Below are 21,023 nucleotides of genomic sequence, written 5' to 3'. Positions count from 1 at the left end.
TAGATATGGATTGCTTTTTTTTTAAGATTTACGAACTTTAAACTGAAAAAAAGTTATTATACTTGTATCAGTAAAAGATAAAAAAGTAAGACACCCTCTTCAATATTAAATATTACTTTTCGACGATATTTACAAACTACTTTACCCTCTTTTTATTTTTAAAATTAATCTTGCTCATGGGAGTGAGGGAAGCGAAGCTATTCACCAAATTAATTAAATTATGAAATTTGTAACTGGTTGGTACGTATTATATGTTAGGTCTCGTTGTGAGCGCAAAGTGGACGAATATTTAAAAGATATTTCGATAGAATCTTTTGCACCACATATTAAAACGATTCGACAATGGAGTGATCGTAAAAAAATGGTTTTGAAACCATTGTTTCCATCCTATGTGTTTGTCAATGTCAAAACATCTTTAGAATTTCATCAAGCATTATCTGCTTTTGGAGCTTGTGCTTATATTAGTTTTGGAGATACGTATGCTAGGGTGAGTGAAAAAGAGATTCATCAAATTAAGTTATTGATAGGTGATTCAAACATTGTAGATTTTGAAGTTACGCCTCAACTTCCAAAAGTTGGTGATATGAAGAAAATTACATACGGTCCATTGCGTGGACTTCATTGTAAAATTGTTCGTGCAAATAACATGAATAAGATTATTGTAAATGTTGAATCGTTGCAACAAAATATTACAGTAACAACGCCTGTTCATTACTTAGAAGAGGTTTAAAAGAAGAATTATAAGTTGGGTTGAATTCCCACTGTTTTAAAATACAAATTGCCCTTGCTTTTTATGTACAGATGTAAAATGTAAGGTTTTTAAGTAACTACATAGTTTATTCATTTCGTTCAAAAAACACCTTAATGTGACTTAGGGAAGCGAAGCTATATTTGAAATTAAATATATCTATTAGAAACATTCGAATGGATTGAAACAGCTATCTGTAATTATATATTGTTCATGTTAACCCTTCATTATAATTTTTAAAAAAAATGTATTTCCATACGTGGCGTGTATGTTCGAGAAACTTAAAAAAATCATTCAGAAGCAGCTCTTTGTTTTGAGCCAAATTTGAGATTGCTATTGAAGTTGATTCAGCATTACAAAATTTTACTAGTTATACTTTCCCTCCTCATTTATACTGAACAGTAATACTTTTTTTCAAACTATAATTTTTAGAAAATGCATTGTAGAATCGCTTAACTGTATATACAATCTATATAATCTATCGGAATTACAGGATAATATTTTACACATAATTCATATCGAGTTCATTAATTAATCCGCTTAAACAAATAACCATGATAAACAACATTTTAGAAAAAGTGGGGAACACTCCATTAATAGCACTGAAAAACTATGAGAAGTCTAATTTGAATATTTTCGCAAAATTGGAATTTTACAATCCTACGGGAAGTGTTAAAGATCGTGCGGCTTCCTATATTATCAACACTTTGTTGAATCAGGGAACTATCAACAGTGAAACTACACTTATAGAATCTTCTTCTGGAAATTTCGGAATCGCATTGTCAGCGTATGCAAGACAAAAAGGATTGCGATTTATTTGTGTCATTGATGATACGACTTTGCCTGTGAATGAAATGATGATTCGATTGCAAGGTGCTGAAGTCATAAAGATTACCGAGCCTGATGAGCGTGGTGGATTCTTGTTGAATAGAATTAGAAAAATAAAAGAAATTGTTGCGAATACCGAAAATATTTATTGGGTAAATCAATATGAAAATCCATTGAATGCAGAAGCATATTTCAACTCTTTAGGAAATGAAATTTGTTTAGAAATTCCGAGGCAAAAATTAGATTATTTATTTATGGGTGTAAGTTCGGGAGGTACTATTACAGGGGTTTCTCAACGTGTAAAGAAGAAATACCCGAATGCACAAATTATTGCGGTAGATGTAGAAGGATCGGTCATTTTTGGAGGAAAATCACGAAAACGTTTTATCCCAGGAATTGGCTCGAGTTTACGACCTAAAATTTTGGATTCGGCAAAGATAGATGATGTGGTCTCAGTAGATGAAAATGAAACGATAGATTGCTGTATTGAACTCTTAGAAAAACACAACATATACGCAGGTGGCTCCTCAGGATCGGTCTATGCTGCGGTCAATAAATATTTTCAAATGCATCAAGTTGACAGACCTGTGAACGTCATGTGTGTATTTGCGGATAAAGGAGAACGCTACATATCTACCATATACAATGCTGAATGGAGAGAAATGATAGAAGCCTACAATTTAACTCCAGCCTAAACATAATTTAATCTTTATAAATAAAGCACAAAACAATGATATACTTAAATGACAAAAACGTACACGAGTTAAACGTAGATTGGAACAATAACGTTCAAGTAATTGCAGATGCAACAGGCTGTCTAAGTTCCAAGGATATGGCACAACCCATAAAGCCGTATTTGCGTTATGGAGATGCAACTAACAGAATTATTGCCATGCCTGCATTTGTAGGAGGAAACATCAATAAAGCTGGTATTAAATGGATTGCAAGTTTTCCAAATAACATCAATAAAGGAATCGCCAGAGCACATAGTGTAATTACATTGAACGAAGCCGAAACAGGCATTCCTGTAGGTGTAATCAATAGTGGCGCTATTTCGGCTATTAGAACGGCATCAGTAAGTGGTTTTATCATGAAAGCATTTATTGAACAACGAAAAAATCAAAATTTAAAAATAGGAATTATTGGTTTTGGACCTATCGGACGAACGCATTTAAAAATGTGTCACGCCTTGCTCGGTGAACATATTGAACGTGTATTACTTTATGACCTAAAAGGTGTTGATAGAAATTTCATTGACGAAGATCTCAATAAAAAAGTAACCGTAGTATCTAGTTGGGAAGAAGCGTATTCGGATGCTGATATCTTTATTACCTGTACGGTATCCAAAGATCGCTACATAGACAAACAGCCCAAAGCTGGTTCTTTACATTTGAATGTTTCTTTACGAGATTATAAGTCAGATGTATTTCCTTGGTTTTCAAAGGCGATGATTGTTGATGATTGGGATGAAGTGTGTAGGGAAAATACCGACATTGAAATGTTTCACAAAACCAATCAATTGCAACGAGAAGATGTAGTGCAAATTCATGACCTTCTCACTGAAGATTATTTTGCTTCCTTAGACAAAGACCAAGCCATTATGTTTAATCCGATGGGAATGGCGATTTTTGACATTGCCATGGCGAATAACTTTTTAAAATTGGCACTTCAGCGAAAAGTAGGTGTTTTACTGGAAGATTAAAGTGTTTAGAAAACATTTCAATCAATCACATCATATAAAATCAGACGACATTTCTATTCTAATTTGTAAAGCAGCTAGAATATTTATACTTAAAAATCTCAATAATATTAACAACTCTAAAGAAAAACTTGATGGAAAATACAGTTTTCACAATTCAAATATTAATTGCTATACTCACCTTGATAGGTGTTGCATACTCAATAATGGCAATTATTCAAATTAAAAGTAAGAAGCGGAACAAAGAAGTATCGCTGGCAAAAACCACAGATTATTTTTTAGGTTTTGTAGCCATCTTACCTTTATTTATGTTCTTATACTTCATGCCAATTGCAATGTATGATGAAAATTTTTGGACAATTCAGTCTGAAACTCATCAAGCCTTAGGCGATGCGATCATGCTATTAGGTATTGTTGTAACGGCATTTTATTTTTTAACAAGAATGACATTATTCTTTCCTCACAAAGACGAATATCACAATGTACTTTCTTCGTTATTGCTCATATCCTTAATTCCAGGAATTGCAAATGCACTGATTGTGATGATTATTGGTGAATTTGTAGGTGGAAATACAGAAACCAAATACTTATTAATGTTCTTTGGCTTGGCGACGTACTTTTATATTGTTACAATCAGACTTAGCAAAAGAAAAACAGCATATTTAGGTTCTTTAGTGGCGCAGAGTTTCAACTCAATGATTCTTAGAAATGTGTTTAAAATTCCTTTTCAGAAGTATGAAAAAATTGAAAGTGGAAAAATTTATACCATCTTAGACAGAGACATTGGTGATATATTTTACTTCTCGCAAGTGGCTATTCACATTTTCTCGCACATACTTACAGCAATCATCATATTTATATACCTTTTCACATTAGACATATTGAATGCATCCGTTCTTGTAGGTTCTATGGCATTTGTATTTGTGCTGTACAGTTATTTAGGCGCTCCTTTAAACAGAGCTATTTTAGAAACTAGAGAAAAAAGAGAACGGTTTACAAATTTGGTTACAGGTTTGATAAATGGTTTTAAAGAATTGGTATTGCACAATGTAAAACGTGTTGAATACCATAAAGACATGGAAGAAAGAAATTCTACACTCTACAAATATCAACTCAAAGCGGCGTATATAGACATCAATAAAACACTTCTTTCTGAACTTTCATTTACAATTGCTGTCGGAGCTACCTGTTTAGTTTCGCCTATGATTTTTGAATTTGACAAACGACTCATCACCACTTTTGTAGTAGGAACATTGTATTTATGGGGACCTTTTAACAACATGTTGGCAGGAATACCAGGAATCATCAATGCAAAAATTGCTTGGCAACGAATTAGAGAATTTCTTCAAAATACGGATACAAAAGACATGTTGCTTCCACAGAATGTAGCTAATTTTAATACATCATCAGTTGAAAAATTAGAAGTAAGAGATGTATATTTCAATTATGAAAAAACAGATGATAGAGAAGAAAGAACGTATGGAATTGGCCCGATTAACTTCGAAGTCGTTCAAGGAGATATTGTTTTCATCATCGGTGGAAATGGTAGTGGAAAAACTACCTTCTTAAAAACATTGACAGGATTGTATCCTTCTGACTCTGGACAAATTTTAGTGAATGGCGAACCCGTAGATTCAAAGATGCTTGGAGAACATTTCTCAGTAATTTACAGTGATTTCTATCTCTTCAAAAAAATCTATGGTATCAAAACGGAACGTTTAGATCAGGTGTACGAATGGTTAGACATGTTTGGTCTGCTCGATAAAGTAAAGATAGAAGATGGCGCCTACAGTACCATTGATCTTTCTAAAGGACAACGAAAACGATTGGCAATCTTAAAATCATACTTAGAAGATCGTCCTATCTATTTCTTCGATGAATGTGCCGCGGATCTTGATCCAGACTTTAAAGATTTCTTCTACAACGAATTGCTCGTAAAAATGAGAGATGAAGGAAAACTATTGATCGTGATTACGCATGATGACAAGTATTTCTATGTAGCAAACAAAGTCTACAAAATGGAAATGGGAACCATATCAGAGCTTGAAAGCAACCTGGTGTCTCATTAAAATTCAATCTTTTATTCATACGTACAAAGATTGCTACAATACACAAAATAAAATACTACCAGAACATATTACAATATGGAACAAAATTTTTTAAATATAGGTCGCATATCGGGTCAGAAAAAAGCGAACACGTTAGGTGACTGGGTATTTAAAATATCGATGCTCATTTTTGGAATCATATCAGCATATTATTTAATTATTAGGGCATTGCCTTTTCTCATTATCTCAGAAGAGATCTACAATCCATACTACTATTCAAGAGTTGTTTGGATATGGCCACACGTACTCGGAGGTGTTATTGCCATGATTATTGGCCCTTTTCAATTTATTCCAAGAATACGCATTAAATATCCTCGATTTCATCGAGTATCAGGATATATCTTTTTAATAAGTATACTGGTATCTGCACTAACACTGGTTTTTCTAATTACGACTTCTTCAAGCAGTCTTGTTATTGATGTAGGACTCGGTATTGGAGGACTCGTATGGTTAGTCACCGCAATTTTGTCATTTGTAGCCATTAAAAATAGAAAAGTAGCACAACACAGGGAGTGGATGGTACGGTGTTATATGATTACCCTTGCATTCGTAGTTTTTAGGTTGGTGATAGATATTTTCTCTAGTTTAGAATTAACTAATGAACCTGATATCGTTGCGCTTGCAAGTTGGATGAGCTGGACACTCCCAATGTGTGTTACTGAAGTAATTATACAAGGTCGAAAAATCATAAAATAAAGGCATTTCTTCTATGCCATAGCTTTTAAATATTAGCATACAATAACTGCTTGGGCTCACATCCATAAAATGTAGCTCATTGCTGTGCCATACAGTAAAGTTGTATGGTTTTGGAATTTCGTATTCCACTTCTAATATCAACAGAACACTGCTTACTAAGCGTGTCTTCAAATTAAAATCGAGTATTAAAAAAATAATAACTATTGAATTATGAATACTAAAAATCAACCAATTGCAATTGTAGGTATAGGATGTAAATTTCCTGGTTCAAGTTCGTCTGCTGAAAAGTTTTGGGAAATGATGCTGAATGAAACAGACACTATCGGGGATGTTCCTTTAGATAGATGGGATAGTAAAAAATATTACAGCAAAAATGATGCAAGATCAGGAAAAATAAGAGCGCAACAAGGCGGATTCCTTACCGAAAGTGCCTTTGAGTTTGATTCTTTATTTTTTGATATGTCACCAAGAGAATCGGAATCACTAGATCCGCAACAACGAATGCTCATGGAAGTTGCCTATGAAGCACTGGAAAATGCAGGAATGGCATTAGAAGACGTAAAAGGCAGCAGTACAGGTGTATTTGTTGGTGGATTTATGCTTGATAATTTACTAACACAAACGTCATCAAAAAACAGATATCATATCAACTCACATACCATCAGTGGCGTAGCAATGACTATGTTGTCCAATAGATTATCCTATATTTTCGATTTAAAAGGCCCATCGTTAACCATTGATACGGCATGTTCATCGTCATTAATAGCCACTCACTATGCATGTCAAAGTATTTGGAATGGAGAATCATCCATGGCAATGGTTGGAGGTGTAAACTACATGCTTTCTCCTGAAAGTTCTGTGCTAATGAGCAAAGGAAAATTCCTTTCAAAGCACAGTCGCTGTAAAGCATTTGATAGTGATGCAGCAGGATACGTAAGAGGTGAAGGAGCTGGGATTATCATACTAAAACCACTTGCAGATGCGATAAAAGATAATGACCGAGTGTATGCCACAATCGTAGGAACTGGAGCAAATCAAGATGGTCGTACCAACGGAATTACGGTTCCTAATCCAGATTCTCAACTACAATTAATTCGCAAAATATACAAGGATAACAACATCGACAGAAATAAAGTACACTATGTAGAAGCGCATGGTACTGGAACTGCTGTCGGCGATCCTATTGAGTTTAAAACGCTAAACAAAGCACTTTCTGAGCATGGAGATAGAAAAACGAAATGTTTAGTAGGATCGGTAAAAACAAACATAGGACACTTAGAAGCTGCTTCGGGAATTGCAGGACTTATTAAAACGGCACTTTGTTTGAACAATAATAAAGTTCCGGCCAACTTACACTTCAAAAATCCAAATCCAGCGTTAAACTATGAAGAAAGCAATCTAAAAATTCCAACAAGTGTCACCTCATTACCAGAAGGTGAAGATTCGTATGCTTCCATCAATTCTTTTGGTTTTGGCGGTGCTAATGCACACTTGGTATTAAAACAACACAACACAAACAACACGGAAGAAAAAACAAACGCTTTAAAAAAGGATCAATTTTTATTCCCAATCAGCGCTAAAAGTGTACCAGCACTCAAAGAATTGGCTGTTAAATACAAAGAATACATTCTAGAAAACGAAGATCAGTTTGAACAAATCCTAAGCAACGCTATCTTCAGAAGAAGCAATCATCAAGAACGTTTGACCATTTTTGCAACTTCGCAAGAAGATCTCATTGAAAAACTAGAAGCGTACGAAGAAGATATTTTACTAAAAGGAGTACATCAAGGAAGTTCCTTAGACAAAAAACCAAAAATGGTATTTGTCTATACAGGTATGGGACCTCAATGGTGGAAAATGGGTAGAGAACTCATGGAAACGGAACCAGTTTTCATGAAAGCTATTAAAGAATGTGATGCCGAATTTTTCGCGATCTCTGGTTGGTCTATTTATGAAGAACTCTTAAAACCAGAAGAAAGCTCCATCATAACAGAAACAAACGTTGCACAGCCTGCTAACTTTGTAATTCAAGCGGCACTTACCCAATTACTAGCACATTATGGCATTACGCCAGATGCGGTTGTAGGGCACAGTGTGGGCGAAGTTGCATCCGTATATGCTTCTGGCGCTTTATCGCTAAAAGAAGCACTTACTGTAAGTTATTACAGAAGTAGTTTGCAACATTCCAATACGCAAGGCAAAGGAACAATGTTAGCTGTAGGACTTTCCGAATCGGAAGTGCAAGAGAGCATCCGTTCGTATGAAAATGTATCTATCGCGGCTATCAACGCTCCAACATCCATCACCATATCAGGGAATTCAGACTCGCTTCAAGAGCTTCATGAAAAGTATGATGCGATGGGAGTATTTAACCGATTATTAGCGGTAAGTGTACCATATCACAGTCCATTAATGAGTCTTGTAAAAGATCAATTATTAGATGCTGTAAAAACAATCAAAGGAACTAAAACAAACATAGATCTCTATTCTACCGTTACTGGAGATGTAATAGAAGGAGATCAAATAGATAACCAATATTGGTATAACAATGTGCGTGAGCCTGTAGTATTTTCAAAAACGATAAACACCATTCTGAAAGATGAGTTTACTGTTTTTGTAGAAGTAGGGCCACATCCAGTGTTGAAGAACTCAATACTAGAATGTATTAAAAACCGAAAAGATTGCCATTTACTACAAACCTTACACAAAAGAGAAGGCGAACAAATTAACTTCTTTGAAAACCTTTCCAAACTATACACACTGGGCTATCCGATAGCTTGGAACAACTGGATAGAAAAGTTGCCTTTTACAACATTACCAACCTATCCTTGGCAAAAAGAATACCTATGGAGAGCATCTAAAACACTTTCTCAAGAACAATCAAATGGTGTGAGTGGTTTATCCTTTAGGGAAAAAGTAAGCGGTCCACTAGCTGCCTATGTATTTGAATTAAACGAGTACTTTTTTCCTTTCTTAAATGATCACATCGTTCATGGGAAAGTGGTTTTTCCAGGGGCAGGATATATGGGTGTTGCCATTGACATGTATCAACATGAAATCAGCCAAAAAGTACCGTTCATGTTGGAAAACATAAAATTCCTTCAAGTACTTGTTATTGATGAAGATGAAATTCAAAAATTGCACATCTCCATGCATCCAGAAAATGGAAACTACAGCCTGCAAAGCCAAAACGGAGAAGAAAATGCACACTGGACAGAGATGTCGTCAGGAAAATTTGCCATCGGAAACTTTGAGGGAAATACTTCTGCTATAGACGTCAACGCAATTATGAATCGCCTAGATACAACGATCAATGAAACAGAAGTATACGAAAGGTTAAGTCAATCGAAACTTGATTATGGACCTCATTTCAGATGTATCAAAGAAATACAACAAGGAAAAGACGAATTGGTTGCCACAATCAAGATGCATGAAGACATGATTGAAACGTCTACCGATTACTTCATTCACCCAACATTATTAGATGCTTGCTTCCAAACAACCATTGCGCTTGTAAGCATGGATGTTGTGCCAGTATCCATCAAAAAAGTACACTGCTATGCAAAACCAACACACGAAATCTTTTGCCATTCTGTATTAAAATTTGCAGATGATACTTGTATCGTTGCAGATTTAACTATTTGCAATGAAGCAGGTGAAGTTTTAATGTTCTTAGAAGGTTTTAAATGCAAGCAACTAGTTAAGAATGAATTGCAATCGGATGAGGCATTCACTAAAAATCTATTCGAAACAACATGGATTCAGGAAGAAGAAGCTGTAACATACAGTGAAGTTTCTCAAGATACCTTAACATACATTTTTACCAACGACTATGTGGCTAGTTTGCCTTTGCAAGAAGTATTAGCAGGCGATATAGCCATCGTAGAACCTGGAAGTGCATACAAAGAACTAGGCGAAAATCATCATGTAATAGACTTACAAGATAAAAATAGTCTCAACACTATATGGAACGAAGCTTACAAAAACGTCAACATGATTTTGATGCCTTCTGTTGGGTCCAATAACAGTGAAAGTTTAGTGCAAATGAGTGAAAAGTGCTTAGATCAAATCATGCCACTTTTTAACATTGTTCGGTTTTTCTCAGAAAAAACAGCTGCCAAAATCAAACTATCCATCCTCACCAAAGCAAGTCAAATGGCTATTGAAGGTGATGTTATCTCATCTTTGGAAGACAGTACACTTCATGGTATGGGACGATTAATTGTTAATGAGCTCTCTAACTGTCAAGTTCGAATGATTGATGTAGAAGAAAACGTATCAAATGAAGCTGCTGAAACCATGTGGGATACCGTAGCAAATATCATCAATACTCGAAATGTTCCGTATGAAGAACTCGCCATCAGAAGCGGATACATCTACCATAAAAAAATGGTAAATTTAGAAACAGACGAAAAAACGAAGTTAAAAACGGTTGATTTTGAAGAAAAACCACTCAAACTAAAACTTCCTACCACACCAAGGTTTGAAAGTCTTCACTTTGAAAACTTACAACGACAAGAACCAAAAGCTAATGAAATTGAAATCTTAATAGAAAACACGGTATTTAGCAATCTTGATTGCCAAAAACTAGACAACAAAATTACAGACGAACTCATAGAAGGTACGTTTGCTGGAAAAAGTCTAGGTTATGAATGTGTAGGAACAATTGCCAAAGTAGGTTCAGATGTTACAAAGTTCAATGTGGGCGATAAAGTATTGGCGCTGGCTCCAGGAACTTTTCAATCATATACTGTGGCTTCAGCGCATTTAGCCGTAAAATGTCCTTCCAACTTAAACATTGCAGCATCTGGAGTAGTTATGAGTTACTTAACGGCAATCTATTGTTTACGAGACAAAGCAGGTTTAGGAAAAGGCGACACCATCCTTATTCACAATGCTACTGATGGTGTAGGTTTGGCAGCAATCAACTATGCAAAACATGTAGGAGCTGAAATCTTTGCCACAACAGAATCTGATGAAAACAGTTCGTTCTTACACTCCTTAGGTGTAACACATGTATACAATTCTGAAAATTTAGATTTTGCAACAGATATCAAAGCCGTTACAGACGGAAAAGGAGTGGATGTCGTGCTAAGTTCTCAATCTGGAGAAATCGCCTTTCAAAATTTTGCATCCTTGGCGCCTTACGGAATCTATGTAGATATCAGTAAAAAAGATATCATTAGCAACGCTTCCATAGATATGACGTTTTTCAATCACAATCTATCGTACATCGCAGTAGATATGGATAGAATGCTGATGGAGAAAAAGGAAAAAATAGCAGGGCTCTTAGAAGACTTAACACAGTATATAGCATCAGGAGTATTAGCGTCTTTACCTGCGTATATTTTCTCTGTAGATAAGCTATATGAAGCCTTCCATCAAATCAAAGACAACAAACCACCTGGCAATGTGGTCATAGACTTCTCCAATCAACCTGTAGAAGTTGCCAACACCAAAGAAGGTAGCATCAAAGCAGATGGAACGTACCTAATTACAGGCGGAACCAGAGGACTCGGATTAGAAATTGGCAAATGGCTCGTTGAAAAAGGGGCCAAAAACCTTGCACTACTCAGTAGAAGCGGACTAAAAAGCGACACTACCATACAAGAAGTAGAAAAAATGAAAAAGAAAGGAGTCAACGTACAAGTATATGCTGCCGATATTTCTAAATTTCATGAAGTACAACAAGTATTCAACAGCATACAAAAAGACTTGCCAGCACTCACAGGAATCTTTCATGGCGCCATGGTCTTAGATGATGGTTATCTATTAGATATGAATGAAGATAGATTCATGAACGTACTAAAACCCAAAGTGGACGGCGCAATGAACCTTCACTATTTAAGTCAGGAACTAAACCTTGATAACTTTGTAGTGTTCTCGTCAATATCTTCATTAATTGGAAACATTGGTCAAGCCAACTATGTAGCTGCCAATGCCTTTTTAGACGCTTTTGCGCACTGGAGAAAAAGTATGAATTTGGCGGTAACTACGGTAAATCTTGGAGTGTTAAAAGAAGCTGGAGTCGTTTCTAGAAATGAAAACATTGAAAAAATTCTTGAAGGAACTGGAATTCATGGTTTCTCCAATGCACAAGTAATGCAAGGAATAGAATTCATCATCAAAGAAAAACCAACACAAATTGGATTTTTTGACTTGAACTGGAGTGTAATCTCAAAAAGCTTTGGAAAAAGTGGTATAGCACTCTTCAGTGAAATTGATAAAATGCACACGGATGAAGAAGAATCCTTAACCGAAACTCAGGCTGCTAACAGAGAAAAACTAGCCAACCTTGATCCAAATGCGCAACACGAATTCATTGTAACGCTCCTAAAAGAACAATTAGGGAAAATTCTGAGAATTCCAATGGCAAACATCAAATCTGATAAAGGAATCAACTTATTAGGTGTGGATTCAATTCTAACGATAGAATTTATGGGAATGATCAAAGAAAGTCTAGCCGTAGAAATTGCACCAATTGAATTTCTTACCGGACCTTCAGTAAGACAGTTATCTACTAAAATAATCGAAAATTCCTTTCAAACATTAAGTGAGGAATTGGTTTAATCTACATGTACATACAAAATGGCAAAGCAATTAACGATACAAGAAATATTTCAACAGAATATTAAATTAGGTGACCAAGCAGGGATTACCTTGTTAGAAAGTGAAAACAACATAGAATACATCTCGTATAAAAAACTCTTTATGGAGGCGAGATGTATGCTTCACGTTTTACAAGAAAAAGGGATTCAACCTGGTGACGAATTAATTTTCCAGTTTCTATCAAATAAAAACTTCTTAGTTACATTTTGGGCATGTGTCTTTGGAAAAATTATCCCAGTACCTATTGTTTTTGGGGTAACGGTTGACATCATGAAAAAAATTGGAAAAGTATGGGAACGATTAGAAAATCCATACCTAATCACCGATTTAGAAACCTTAAAAGATAGCTGGAAAGAATACATAGAAAACGAGGCTGAAACTTCTATTGATATTGATAAAAGATTTATCTCACTTGACGAAATCACCTATTCCAAACTCGCTAAAGTTTTACCAGGTGAAGCGGACGATATCGTATTCATTCAATTTTCTTCAGGATCTACGGGGCGTCCAAAAGGAATTGTCAACAAGCAAGATAGCATTCTATACAATGTTGATACCATGTCTGATCTAATTCAGATGACGGAAACAGATTCATTTCTTGGCTGGATGCCGCTTACGCACGATTTAGGATTGGTATTTTTTCACCTACTACCATTATTGAAAAATGTACCGCAATTCCTCATGCCACCTATGGAATTTTTTGCCTATCCAGATGTATGGTTAAAAAGTTTAGCCAATAACAACATCACCATTTCGGGTTCTCCTAACTTTGGTTTCAAGCACGCTATTGACAACGTAAACATCAAAGATTTGGAAGGGTTGTCCTTTAAAAACTTACGATTAATCATCAATGGTGCCGAACCTGTATCGATTGAAGTTTGTGATAATTTTGAACGCACGCTTGCGCCTTACGATCTTCCAAAAGGAGCTATCGGACCCGCGTACGGCTTGGCAGAATCTGTACTAGGCGTCTCTTTTACACTAAAAAATAGAGATCAAATCAGAGAATACATTCTGAATCGACACAAATTAAAAGTTGGAGATCAAATAGAAATAGTAGCTGCGGATGCCGTGGATGCAGTTTCCTTTGCCAATTTAGGACCGTATACAGGAACGGAGATAAAAATTACAGACAGAAACCTGCAAACGCTCCCAGAAAGAACACTAGGAATTGTTCATTTAAAGAGTAAAGCAGTTACTTCCGAATTTTACAACGATCCAGAAAAAACAGCCGCAACCATCTCAGAAGATGGTTGGTTGAATACTGGCGATTTAGGATTTATTGACGACAATCACCTCATCCTAACAGGTAGAGAAAAAGAAATGATCCTAATCAACGGGCAAAATTATTTCCCAAATGACATAGATGATCTCATTGGCGAAATGGAACAACTCGAATTTAGACAAGCCATCACGTGTAGTTTATTCAATACGGAAAAGCATCATGATGACATTTATATATTTGTGATTTTCAATGGTGAAATTTCAGAATTTATTACGCTTGAAAAATCAATAGAAGAACACATTGCGCAAAGAACTGGTTTAACGGTAGAAAAAGTAATTGCAGTTGATAGAATTCCGAAAACAACCAGTGGAAAAATACAACGTTTTGCACTACTCAATGACTATTTAGAAGGGAAAAATGATGAATTTTTACAGGCGTTACAAGCTGAAAAAGAAAAACTTGATGCGCAACATGAAGCCATTGAGGAAGCAGCGCCAAAAGCTAAAATTCCATCAAGTTCAGATGCCACAAAAGAATTAATGAACATCTGGAAAGAACACTTAGGAACTCCTAAGATTGATACAAAAGACGACTTCTTTCAAATAGGCGGAAACTCTTTAATTTTAACGCGATTAATCTCGAAAATTCACCAATCTTTCGGTGTTGAAATTGGCATTCGTGGTGCGTTTGAAAACCGTACGATCAATCAGCAATTAGAATTGATCTCAAACGCTCCAAAAGTAAATTTTGATCACATAGTTCCTGCAGAAATCAGTGCGTATTATCCACAATCAGACACGCAAAAAAGAATGTTTGTGGTAGATCAGATGAATCCAGGAATCGTTGCGTATAACGTGCCCGTAGTCTTTAAAATAGAAGGCGATGTCAATGTGGACGTATTTGAAAAAGCGTTTCAAACCATTATTGACCGACATGAAGCACTACGCACGTCATTTGAATTAATCAACGGCGAGCCAATCCAAAGAATTCACGATACGATTGACTTTAAAATAGCACAAATATCCAACACCGAAAGCGTAGATGCGTCTATGCACAACTTTATCCGAAGTTTTGATGTAACTGCGCCGCCTTTACTAAGAGTTGGACTTAAAAGAACGCAAACAGAAGATGCATATTTACTAATAGACATGCATCATATTGTCAGTGATGGAGTTTCGTATGTAAACATCATTCAAGAATTTGTGGACATTCTTGACAATCAAGAGTTGCAACCGCTAACCATTCAGTACAAAGATTATGCAGTATGGCAACAAAACGAACAACGAAAAGAACAACAGGAAGACCTAAAAGAATTTTGGGTGGACCAGTTTCAAAATATACCAGCAACACTAAATCTCCCTACAGATTACACAAGACCTCCAATTAATAACTTTAAAGGAGCTACTGCAGCTTTTGAATTAAACAAAGCGGAAATCAGCGCGTTAGCCAACGTATGTGCCAACCAAGAAGTGACCATGTATAACTTATTACTCACTTCTTTTGTGGTGTTACTTTCAAAACTATCAAGTCAAGAAGATATCGTCATTGGAACTTCAACTGCTGCACGCCAGCACATAGATTTGGAAAAAATGATAGGAGTTTTTATCAATACTTTAGCGATTAGAAGCTTTCCAAAAGGCGATCAAAACTTCTCAGAATTCTTACTAGAAGTAAAAGAAAATGTGCTACAATGTTTTGCAAATCAAGAATACTCGTATGAAAAATTAGTTGAGCAATTAGGTATAAAAACCGATTTAAGCCACAATCCTTTATTCGATATCATGTTCGAATATTACAATTTTGACTTGTCGGAATTTAAATCTGAAAATCTACAACTAACACACGTAGATTACGATAACACAAGTTCTAAACTCGATCTGTCATTCCGTGTCTATGAAAAAGAGAACAGTCACGTTTTCTACCTAGATTACAGAACCGATTTATTCAAAAAAGAAACCATTGAAAGTTTCATTGCGTACTACAAAAACATTTTAAAGGCGATCACCACCAATATTGATGTAAAATTGTCTGAAATAGACATTCTACCTACAAAAGAATACAAACTGTTGGCAGAAGATTACAATGCAACCGCAGTAGCATACGAAACAGAAACGGACTTAATATCACTATTTGAAGCGCAAGTAGAAAAAAACAAATACCGATTGGCTGTTTGTTATGGAGAAGAACGACGTACGTACAAAGAGTTGAACGAGGAATCTAACAAAATTGCCAATTACCTAATTTCCGAAGGCATTGTTCCTGGAAACATTGTCGGTATCATGTGCGAACGTTCTGTAAATATGGTCGTATGCATCTTAGGAGTACTAAAAACAGGAGCTGGCTATTTACCGATCGATCCTAGTTTGCCTGAACAACGTGTAAGTTACATGCTCAATCAAAGTAGAACGGCGTTCTTACTTACACAAGATAAATTTATAGAAAGATTTACAGCATATCTTCCGGTGCAATCGCTCAATTCCCCTAAAATAGCGATGCAAAGTACCGAGAATGCAGCTATTGAACTTTTAGCTACCGATATGGCATATTGTATATTCACTTCTGGCTCTAGCGGGAAACCAAAAGGAGTTATGATGAATCATAGAAGTGTCATCAACTTGGTAAAAGGATTAGAAGAAAGAGTCTACAGTGCATATCAAGACCAACATCTTAAAGTAGCTTTACTAGCTTCGTTCTCTTTTGATGCTTCTGTACAACAAATCTACGGTAGTTTATTACAAGGACACAGTCTATACATCATTGATGATGAAAGTCGTGGCGATGGCGAAAAATTAAAATCCTTCTACAAAACACATCGCATTGACGTATCTGATGGTACACCAACGCATCTTCGTTTATTACTAGATACTTTAGGAGAAGAAACAACTTTAGGAAATCTTTCCTCATGGATCTTAGCGGGAGAAGCATTGCCAAAAGAATTGGTAAAAAAATTCTACAGTAAAGTTGAAGACAAAGTGATGCTTTATAATTTTTATGGACCAACAGAAACCTGTGTCGATTCCACAAGCTACAAAGTGGAAAAAGATCGCTTAGACGACTATCCTTTCATTCCAATCGGGAAGCCGCTTCCAAACGAACGCGTGTACATTGTAGACGTATACGGAAATTTAGTACCAACAGGTGTCATTGGCGAACTTTGCATTGCTGGAGATGGTTTGGCACAATACTACGTAGGCGATGTTGGGACAAGTTCAGAAAAATTTCGAAGCGATTGGATCAACGGAGAAGAGCGCGTTTATCTTACGGGAGATATGGCGCGATGGTTGCCAGATGGAAACTTGGAATATTGCGGTCGAATTGATGATCAAGTGAAACTCAGAGGATACAGAATAGAACTATCGGAAATAGAACACCAACTCAATACATTCAAAGAAATCATGCATTCGGTGGTGGAATTAAAAACATCCGAAGATGACAAATACTTAGTAGCTTACTATGAATCTTCAACGGCATACAAAGTAGCGGAACTTCGAAATCACTTAGCTGCATATTTACCAGATTATATGGTGCCATCGTATTATGTACAGCTCGAAAAATTGCCATTAAATTCCAATGGAAAAGTAGATCGAAAAGCATTGCCAGACTACAAAGTAAATATAGAAGAGGAATATGTAGCACCTGCAACGGAAACAGAAACAAAATTAGTGACAATTTGGGGAGAAGTATTAAAACTGGACAGTGCTGTGATTGGCACGACGAGTAACTTCTTCGACTTGGGCGGACAGTCGTTAAAGTTGGTATTTTTAGCCAATAGAATAAAAGAAACATTCAAAGTGTCGCTTAGTTTATCAAGACTGATCACAATGAAAAACATTCAGCAATTAGCCAAAGATATTGACGCTAGTTTGCAAGAAGAATATGTACAAATACCGCAGGCACCAAAAATGGATGCGTATCCGTTATCTTCTACTCAAGAAAAGTTTTACTTTCTCAATCAACTCAACAAAAACTCAACGGTATACAACCAACCACTCGCTTTTATGTTGACAGGATCGGTTGATAAAGACAAACTAACGAAAGCGTTTCAAGACATCATTGCGCATCATGAAATTTTCAGAGTGTGCTTTACCTTATTAAATGATTCGCCTGTACAATCAATTACAGAAAATGTACCTTTTCAGATAGAATTTTTCAAAGCTACGTTAGCAGAAAGTTCGGAAATCATTTCAACATTCATTCGTCCTTTTGACCTAAGTTCAGCACCGCTTTTACGCGTTGGACTTATTCAAATTGAAGAAGAAAAACACATTTTAATTACAGACAGACATCACATCATTTCAGATGGAGTTAGCTTAGGAATTTTTATGCGTGATGTCATGCAAGTGTATGAAGGAAAAGAAATGACTCCTGTACAATTGCACTACAAAGATTATGCAGTTTGGCAACAAAGCGAAGCGTTCAAAACAACGCTAGAAAGTCAAAAACAATATTGGCAAGAAGTATTTGAAACACCGCCGTCCATCCTCAAACTACAAACAGATTTTGAGCGTCCGTCGGTAATCAGTTACAACGGTGCCGGATTTAACTTCGAAATAGGAACGGAACAAACCCGCGCATTAAACGATCTTGCCAAATCACTAAACACAACCTTATTTTCAGTAGTATTGGGAGCGTTTAAAATAATGCTCTACAAACTTACAAACCAAAAAGATGTCATTGTAGGAACTCCTGTGGCGGGACGTAGACATGCTGATGTAGAAAACATGATGGGCGTTTTCATCAACGTACTTGCGTTGCGCAATCAAATTGATGATAAAGATAACTTACACACATTCTTACAAAGAATACATGAAACTTCTATAAATAGTTTAGAAAATCAGGAATATCCGTACGAAAAACTAGTAGACGATTTAGACATCACCAGAGATACAAGTCGCAATCCACTATTCGACGTAATGTTTGTCTACAAAGATGCAACGCCAATTGCGATGCAAGCAGCCAATTTAGAACTCAAAGAATATTCGCTCAAGGCAGATACTTCTCAAATGGACTTAATTTTCCATGTAGATACTACCGAAAACGGCATAAATTTAAGTTTCCAATATGCAACTGATTTATTTCAACAATCAACCATAGAAAAATTTGCAAAATATTTCAAAAAAATAATCAGTCAACTACGTTCAAATGTGGCTTTAGGCGATATCAACATACTTGATGCACAAGAAACAGCGCGCATTAAAGAATTTAGTAAGCCTGAAATTTCTTTTGAGGTAGAAGATACCATTATAACATCATTTGAGAGACAAGTGCAACAATTTCCAAACGAAAAAGCACTGGTATATAACAATGCAAGTTTAACGTATAAAGAACTCAATGAACGCAGCAATCAACTAGCAGCATACCTTACAAATCAAGGTGTTGCGAAAGGCGATTTGGTAGGTTTGATACTCAACAGATCTGAAGATATCGTCATTGGAATCTTAGGAATTCTAAAAAGTGGCGGCGCGTATTTACCTATTGATTTCAAATTGCCAGAAAATCGTGTCACGTACATGCTGGAGTCTAGCAATGCCAAATTACTATTAGGACATGCAGAACATTTAGAAGCATATAAAAGCATCATTACTACACACGACATTCAAAATGCTGCCATACAAGAATACAGTACAAAAAATGTAAACCGTGAACGAACAGCTTCCGATTTGGCATATTGTATTTTCACTTCTGGTTCCACAGGCATACCAAAAGGTGTGTTGATGGAAGACAGTGCAGTGGTAAGTCTTGTGGAAGGACTTTCACAAACAGTATACAACAATCTTGACGCTGGACTTCGTGTCGGACTCATCGCTTCGTATTATTTTGATGCTTCGTGTCAACAAATTTTCGGAGCATTGTTAAAAGGACACTGCGTATACATCACGGAAGAAAAAGAGCGAATGGACGGAGAAGAACTGTACCATTTTTACAAAAGAAACAAGATTGAAGTAAGTGATGGAACACCAACGCATTTAGGAATGTTACTAAGAGGTGTACAAGGCTCAATCAACTTGCCAGATTTGAAAGCTTGGTTGTTAGCAGGAGAAGCCTTGCCAAAAGGATTGGTGCGAGATTTTTACGATCATTTAGCCATTCCTGGGACTGTAATTTACAACCTTTACGGACCAACCGAAGCCTGTGTAGATTCTACTTTTTACAAAGTAACGCCAGAAAATTTAGATAAATACGACACTCTGCCAATTGGTATTCCATTACCAAACGAACGAATTTACATTGTAGACAGTTCGGGGAATCCAGTGCCACAAGGCGTTGTAGGCGAACTTTGTATTGCAGGCGCAGGTCTTGCGCGTGGATATCTTGGAAATGGTGTAGAAAACGAAAAATTTAAAACACATTGGATTGATGGCGAAGCAAGAGTATACCGAAGCGGAGACTTTGCCTGTTGGTTACCAGACGGAAACATAGCATACAAAGGCAGAATAGACAGTCAAATAAAACTACGAGGCTACCGTGTTGAACTTGAAGAAATAGAACACATCCTATTCTCTCATAAAGCGGTTGTATCAAGTGCTGTTACCATACAAAACATAGAAGGAGAAATGTATATAGCAGCATACTATGTAACACACCAAGATGTAGACGGCGAAACATTAAGAGCGTATCTTTCTAACAGTTTGCCAGATTACATGGTGCCTTCTTTCTTTACGAAACTAGACAAAATGCCTTTAACCTCTAATGGGAAACTAAAAAGAGAAGCATTGCCAGTTCCCAACAGAACAATTACAAATACACATGTGGCAGCAGCTACAGAAACGCAGCAAAAGCTCGTTGAAATTTGGGCAGAAGTTTTAGGCATAGAAGCACCATCAATAAGTATTGATCAAAGTTTTATTCAATTGGGCGGACATTCATTAATGGCAGTTCAAATAGCCAATAAAATCAAAAGAATATTCAATCTAGAAATGAAACTCGTGGAACTTTTCCAAAAAGTAACCATCATACAGCAAGCAAACTTTATTGATGCAAACTTATGGATTGGTGCCGGAGATTTAGTAGAAGAAGGAAAAACAGAGATTAGTATCTAATCTTTTCGCAACCAACATTCACAATACACCTATGTTTTCTACCAAAGTAGATTTCACTTATGGTGCGTAT

Annotated in this window: 7 protein-coding genes; all 7 read left to right on the top strand. The window is 36.2% G+C overall.

Annotated elements, in window-relative coordinates:
• Window positions 1-220 precede the first annotated feature (220 nt).
• The 7 genes from KORDIASMS9_RS22740 (at window position 221) to KORDIASMS9_RS22710 (ending at window position 20,953) form a co-directional block, all read left to right on the top strand.
• Entirely contained in the window at window positions 221-730 is a 510-nt protein-coding gene (locus KORDIASMS9_RS22740; protein WP_114905056.1) for a UpxY family transcription antiterminator, read from the top strand.
• Window positions 731-1,302: 572 nt separating this feature from the next.
• Window positions 1,303-2,271: a 2,3-diaminopropionate biosynthesis protein SbnA gene (gene sbnA / locus KORDIASMS9_RS22735; RefSeq protein ID WP_114905055.1), complete on the top strand. Its 969-nt coding sequence runs from the start codon at window positions 1,303-1,305 to the stop codon at window positions 2,269-2,271.
• Window positions 2,272-2,306: 35 nt separating this feature from the next.
• A complete protein-coding gene (locus KORDIASMS9_RS22730; RefSeq protein WP_114905054.1) occupies window positions 2,307-3,278 on the top strand; it encodes a 2,3-diaminopropionate biosynthesis protein SbnB in 972 nt (323 codons plus the stop codon).
• A 131-nt stretch (window positions 3,279-3,409) separates the two neighbouring features.
• Window positions 3,410-5,344, top strand: coding sequence for a cyclic peptide export ABC transporter (locus KORDIASMS9_RS22725; protein ID WP_114905053.1), 1,935 nt, complete (start codon window positions 3,410-3,412; stop codon window positions 5,342-5,344).
• A gap of 75 nt (window positions 5,345-5,419) precedes the next feature.
• Complete coding sequence (locus KORDIASMS9_RS22720; protein WP_114905052.1) at window positions 5,420-6,079, top strand: DUF2306 domain-containing protein; 660 nt, start codon at window positions 5,420-5,422, stop codon at window positions 6,077-6,079.
• 210 nt (window positions 6,080-6,289) lie between these two features.
• On the top strand, window positions 6,290-12,649 hold the full coding sequence (locus KORDIASMS9_RS22715; RefSeq protein WP_114905051.1) for a type I polyketide synthase: 6,360 nt from the start codon (window positions 6,290-6,292) through the stop codon (window positions 12,647-12,649).
• Window positions 12,650-12,667: 18 nt separating this feature from the next.
• On the top strand, window positions 12,668-20,953 hold the full coding sequence (locus tag KORDIASMS9_RS22710) for a non-ribosomal peptide synthetase (RefSeq protein ID WP_114905050.1): 8,286 nt from the start codon (window positions 12,668-12,670) through the stop codon (window positions 20,951-20,953).
• Window positions 20,954-21,023: the final 70 nt, after the last annotated feature.

Source organism: Kordia sp. SMS9, from assembly GCF_003352465.1.
Classification (GTDB): domain Bacteria; phylum Bacteroidota; class Bacteroidia; order Flavobacteriales; family Flavobacteriaceae; genus Kordia.
This window is presented reverse-complemented; position numbering and strand designations above follow the sequence as displayed.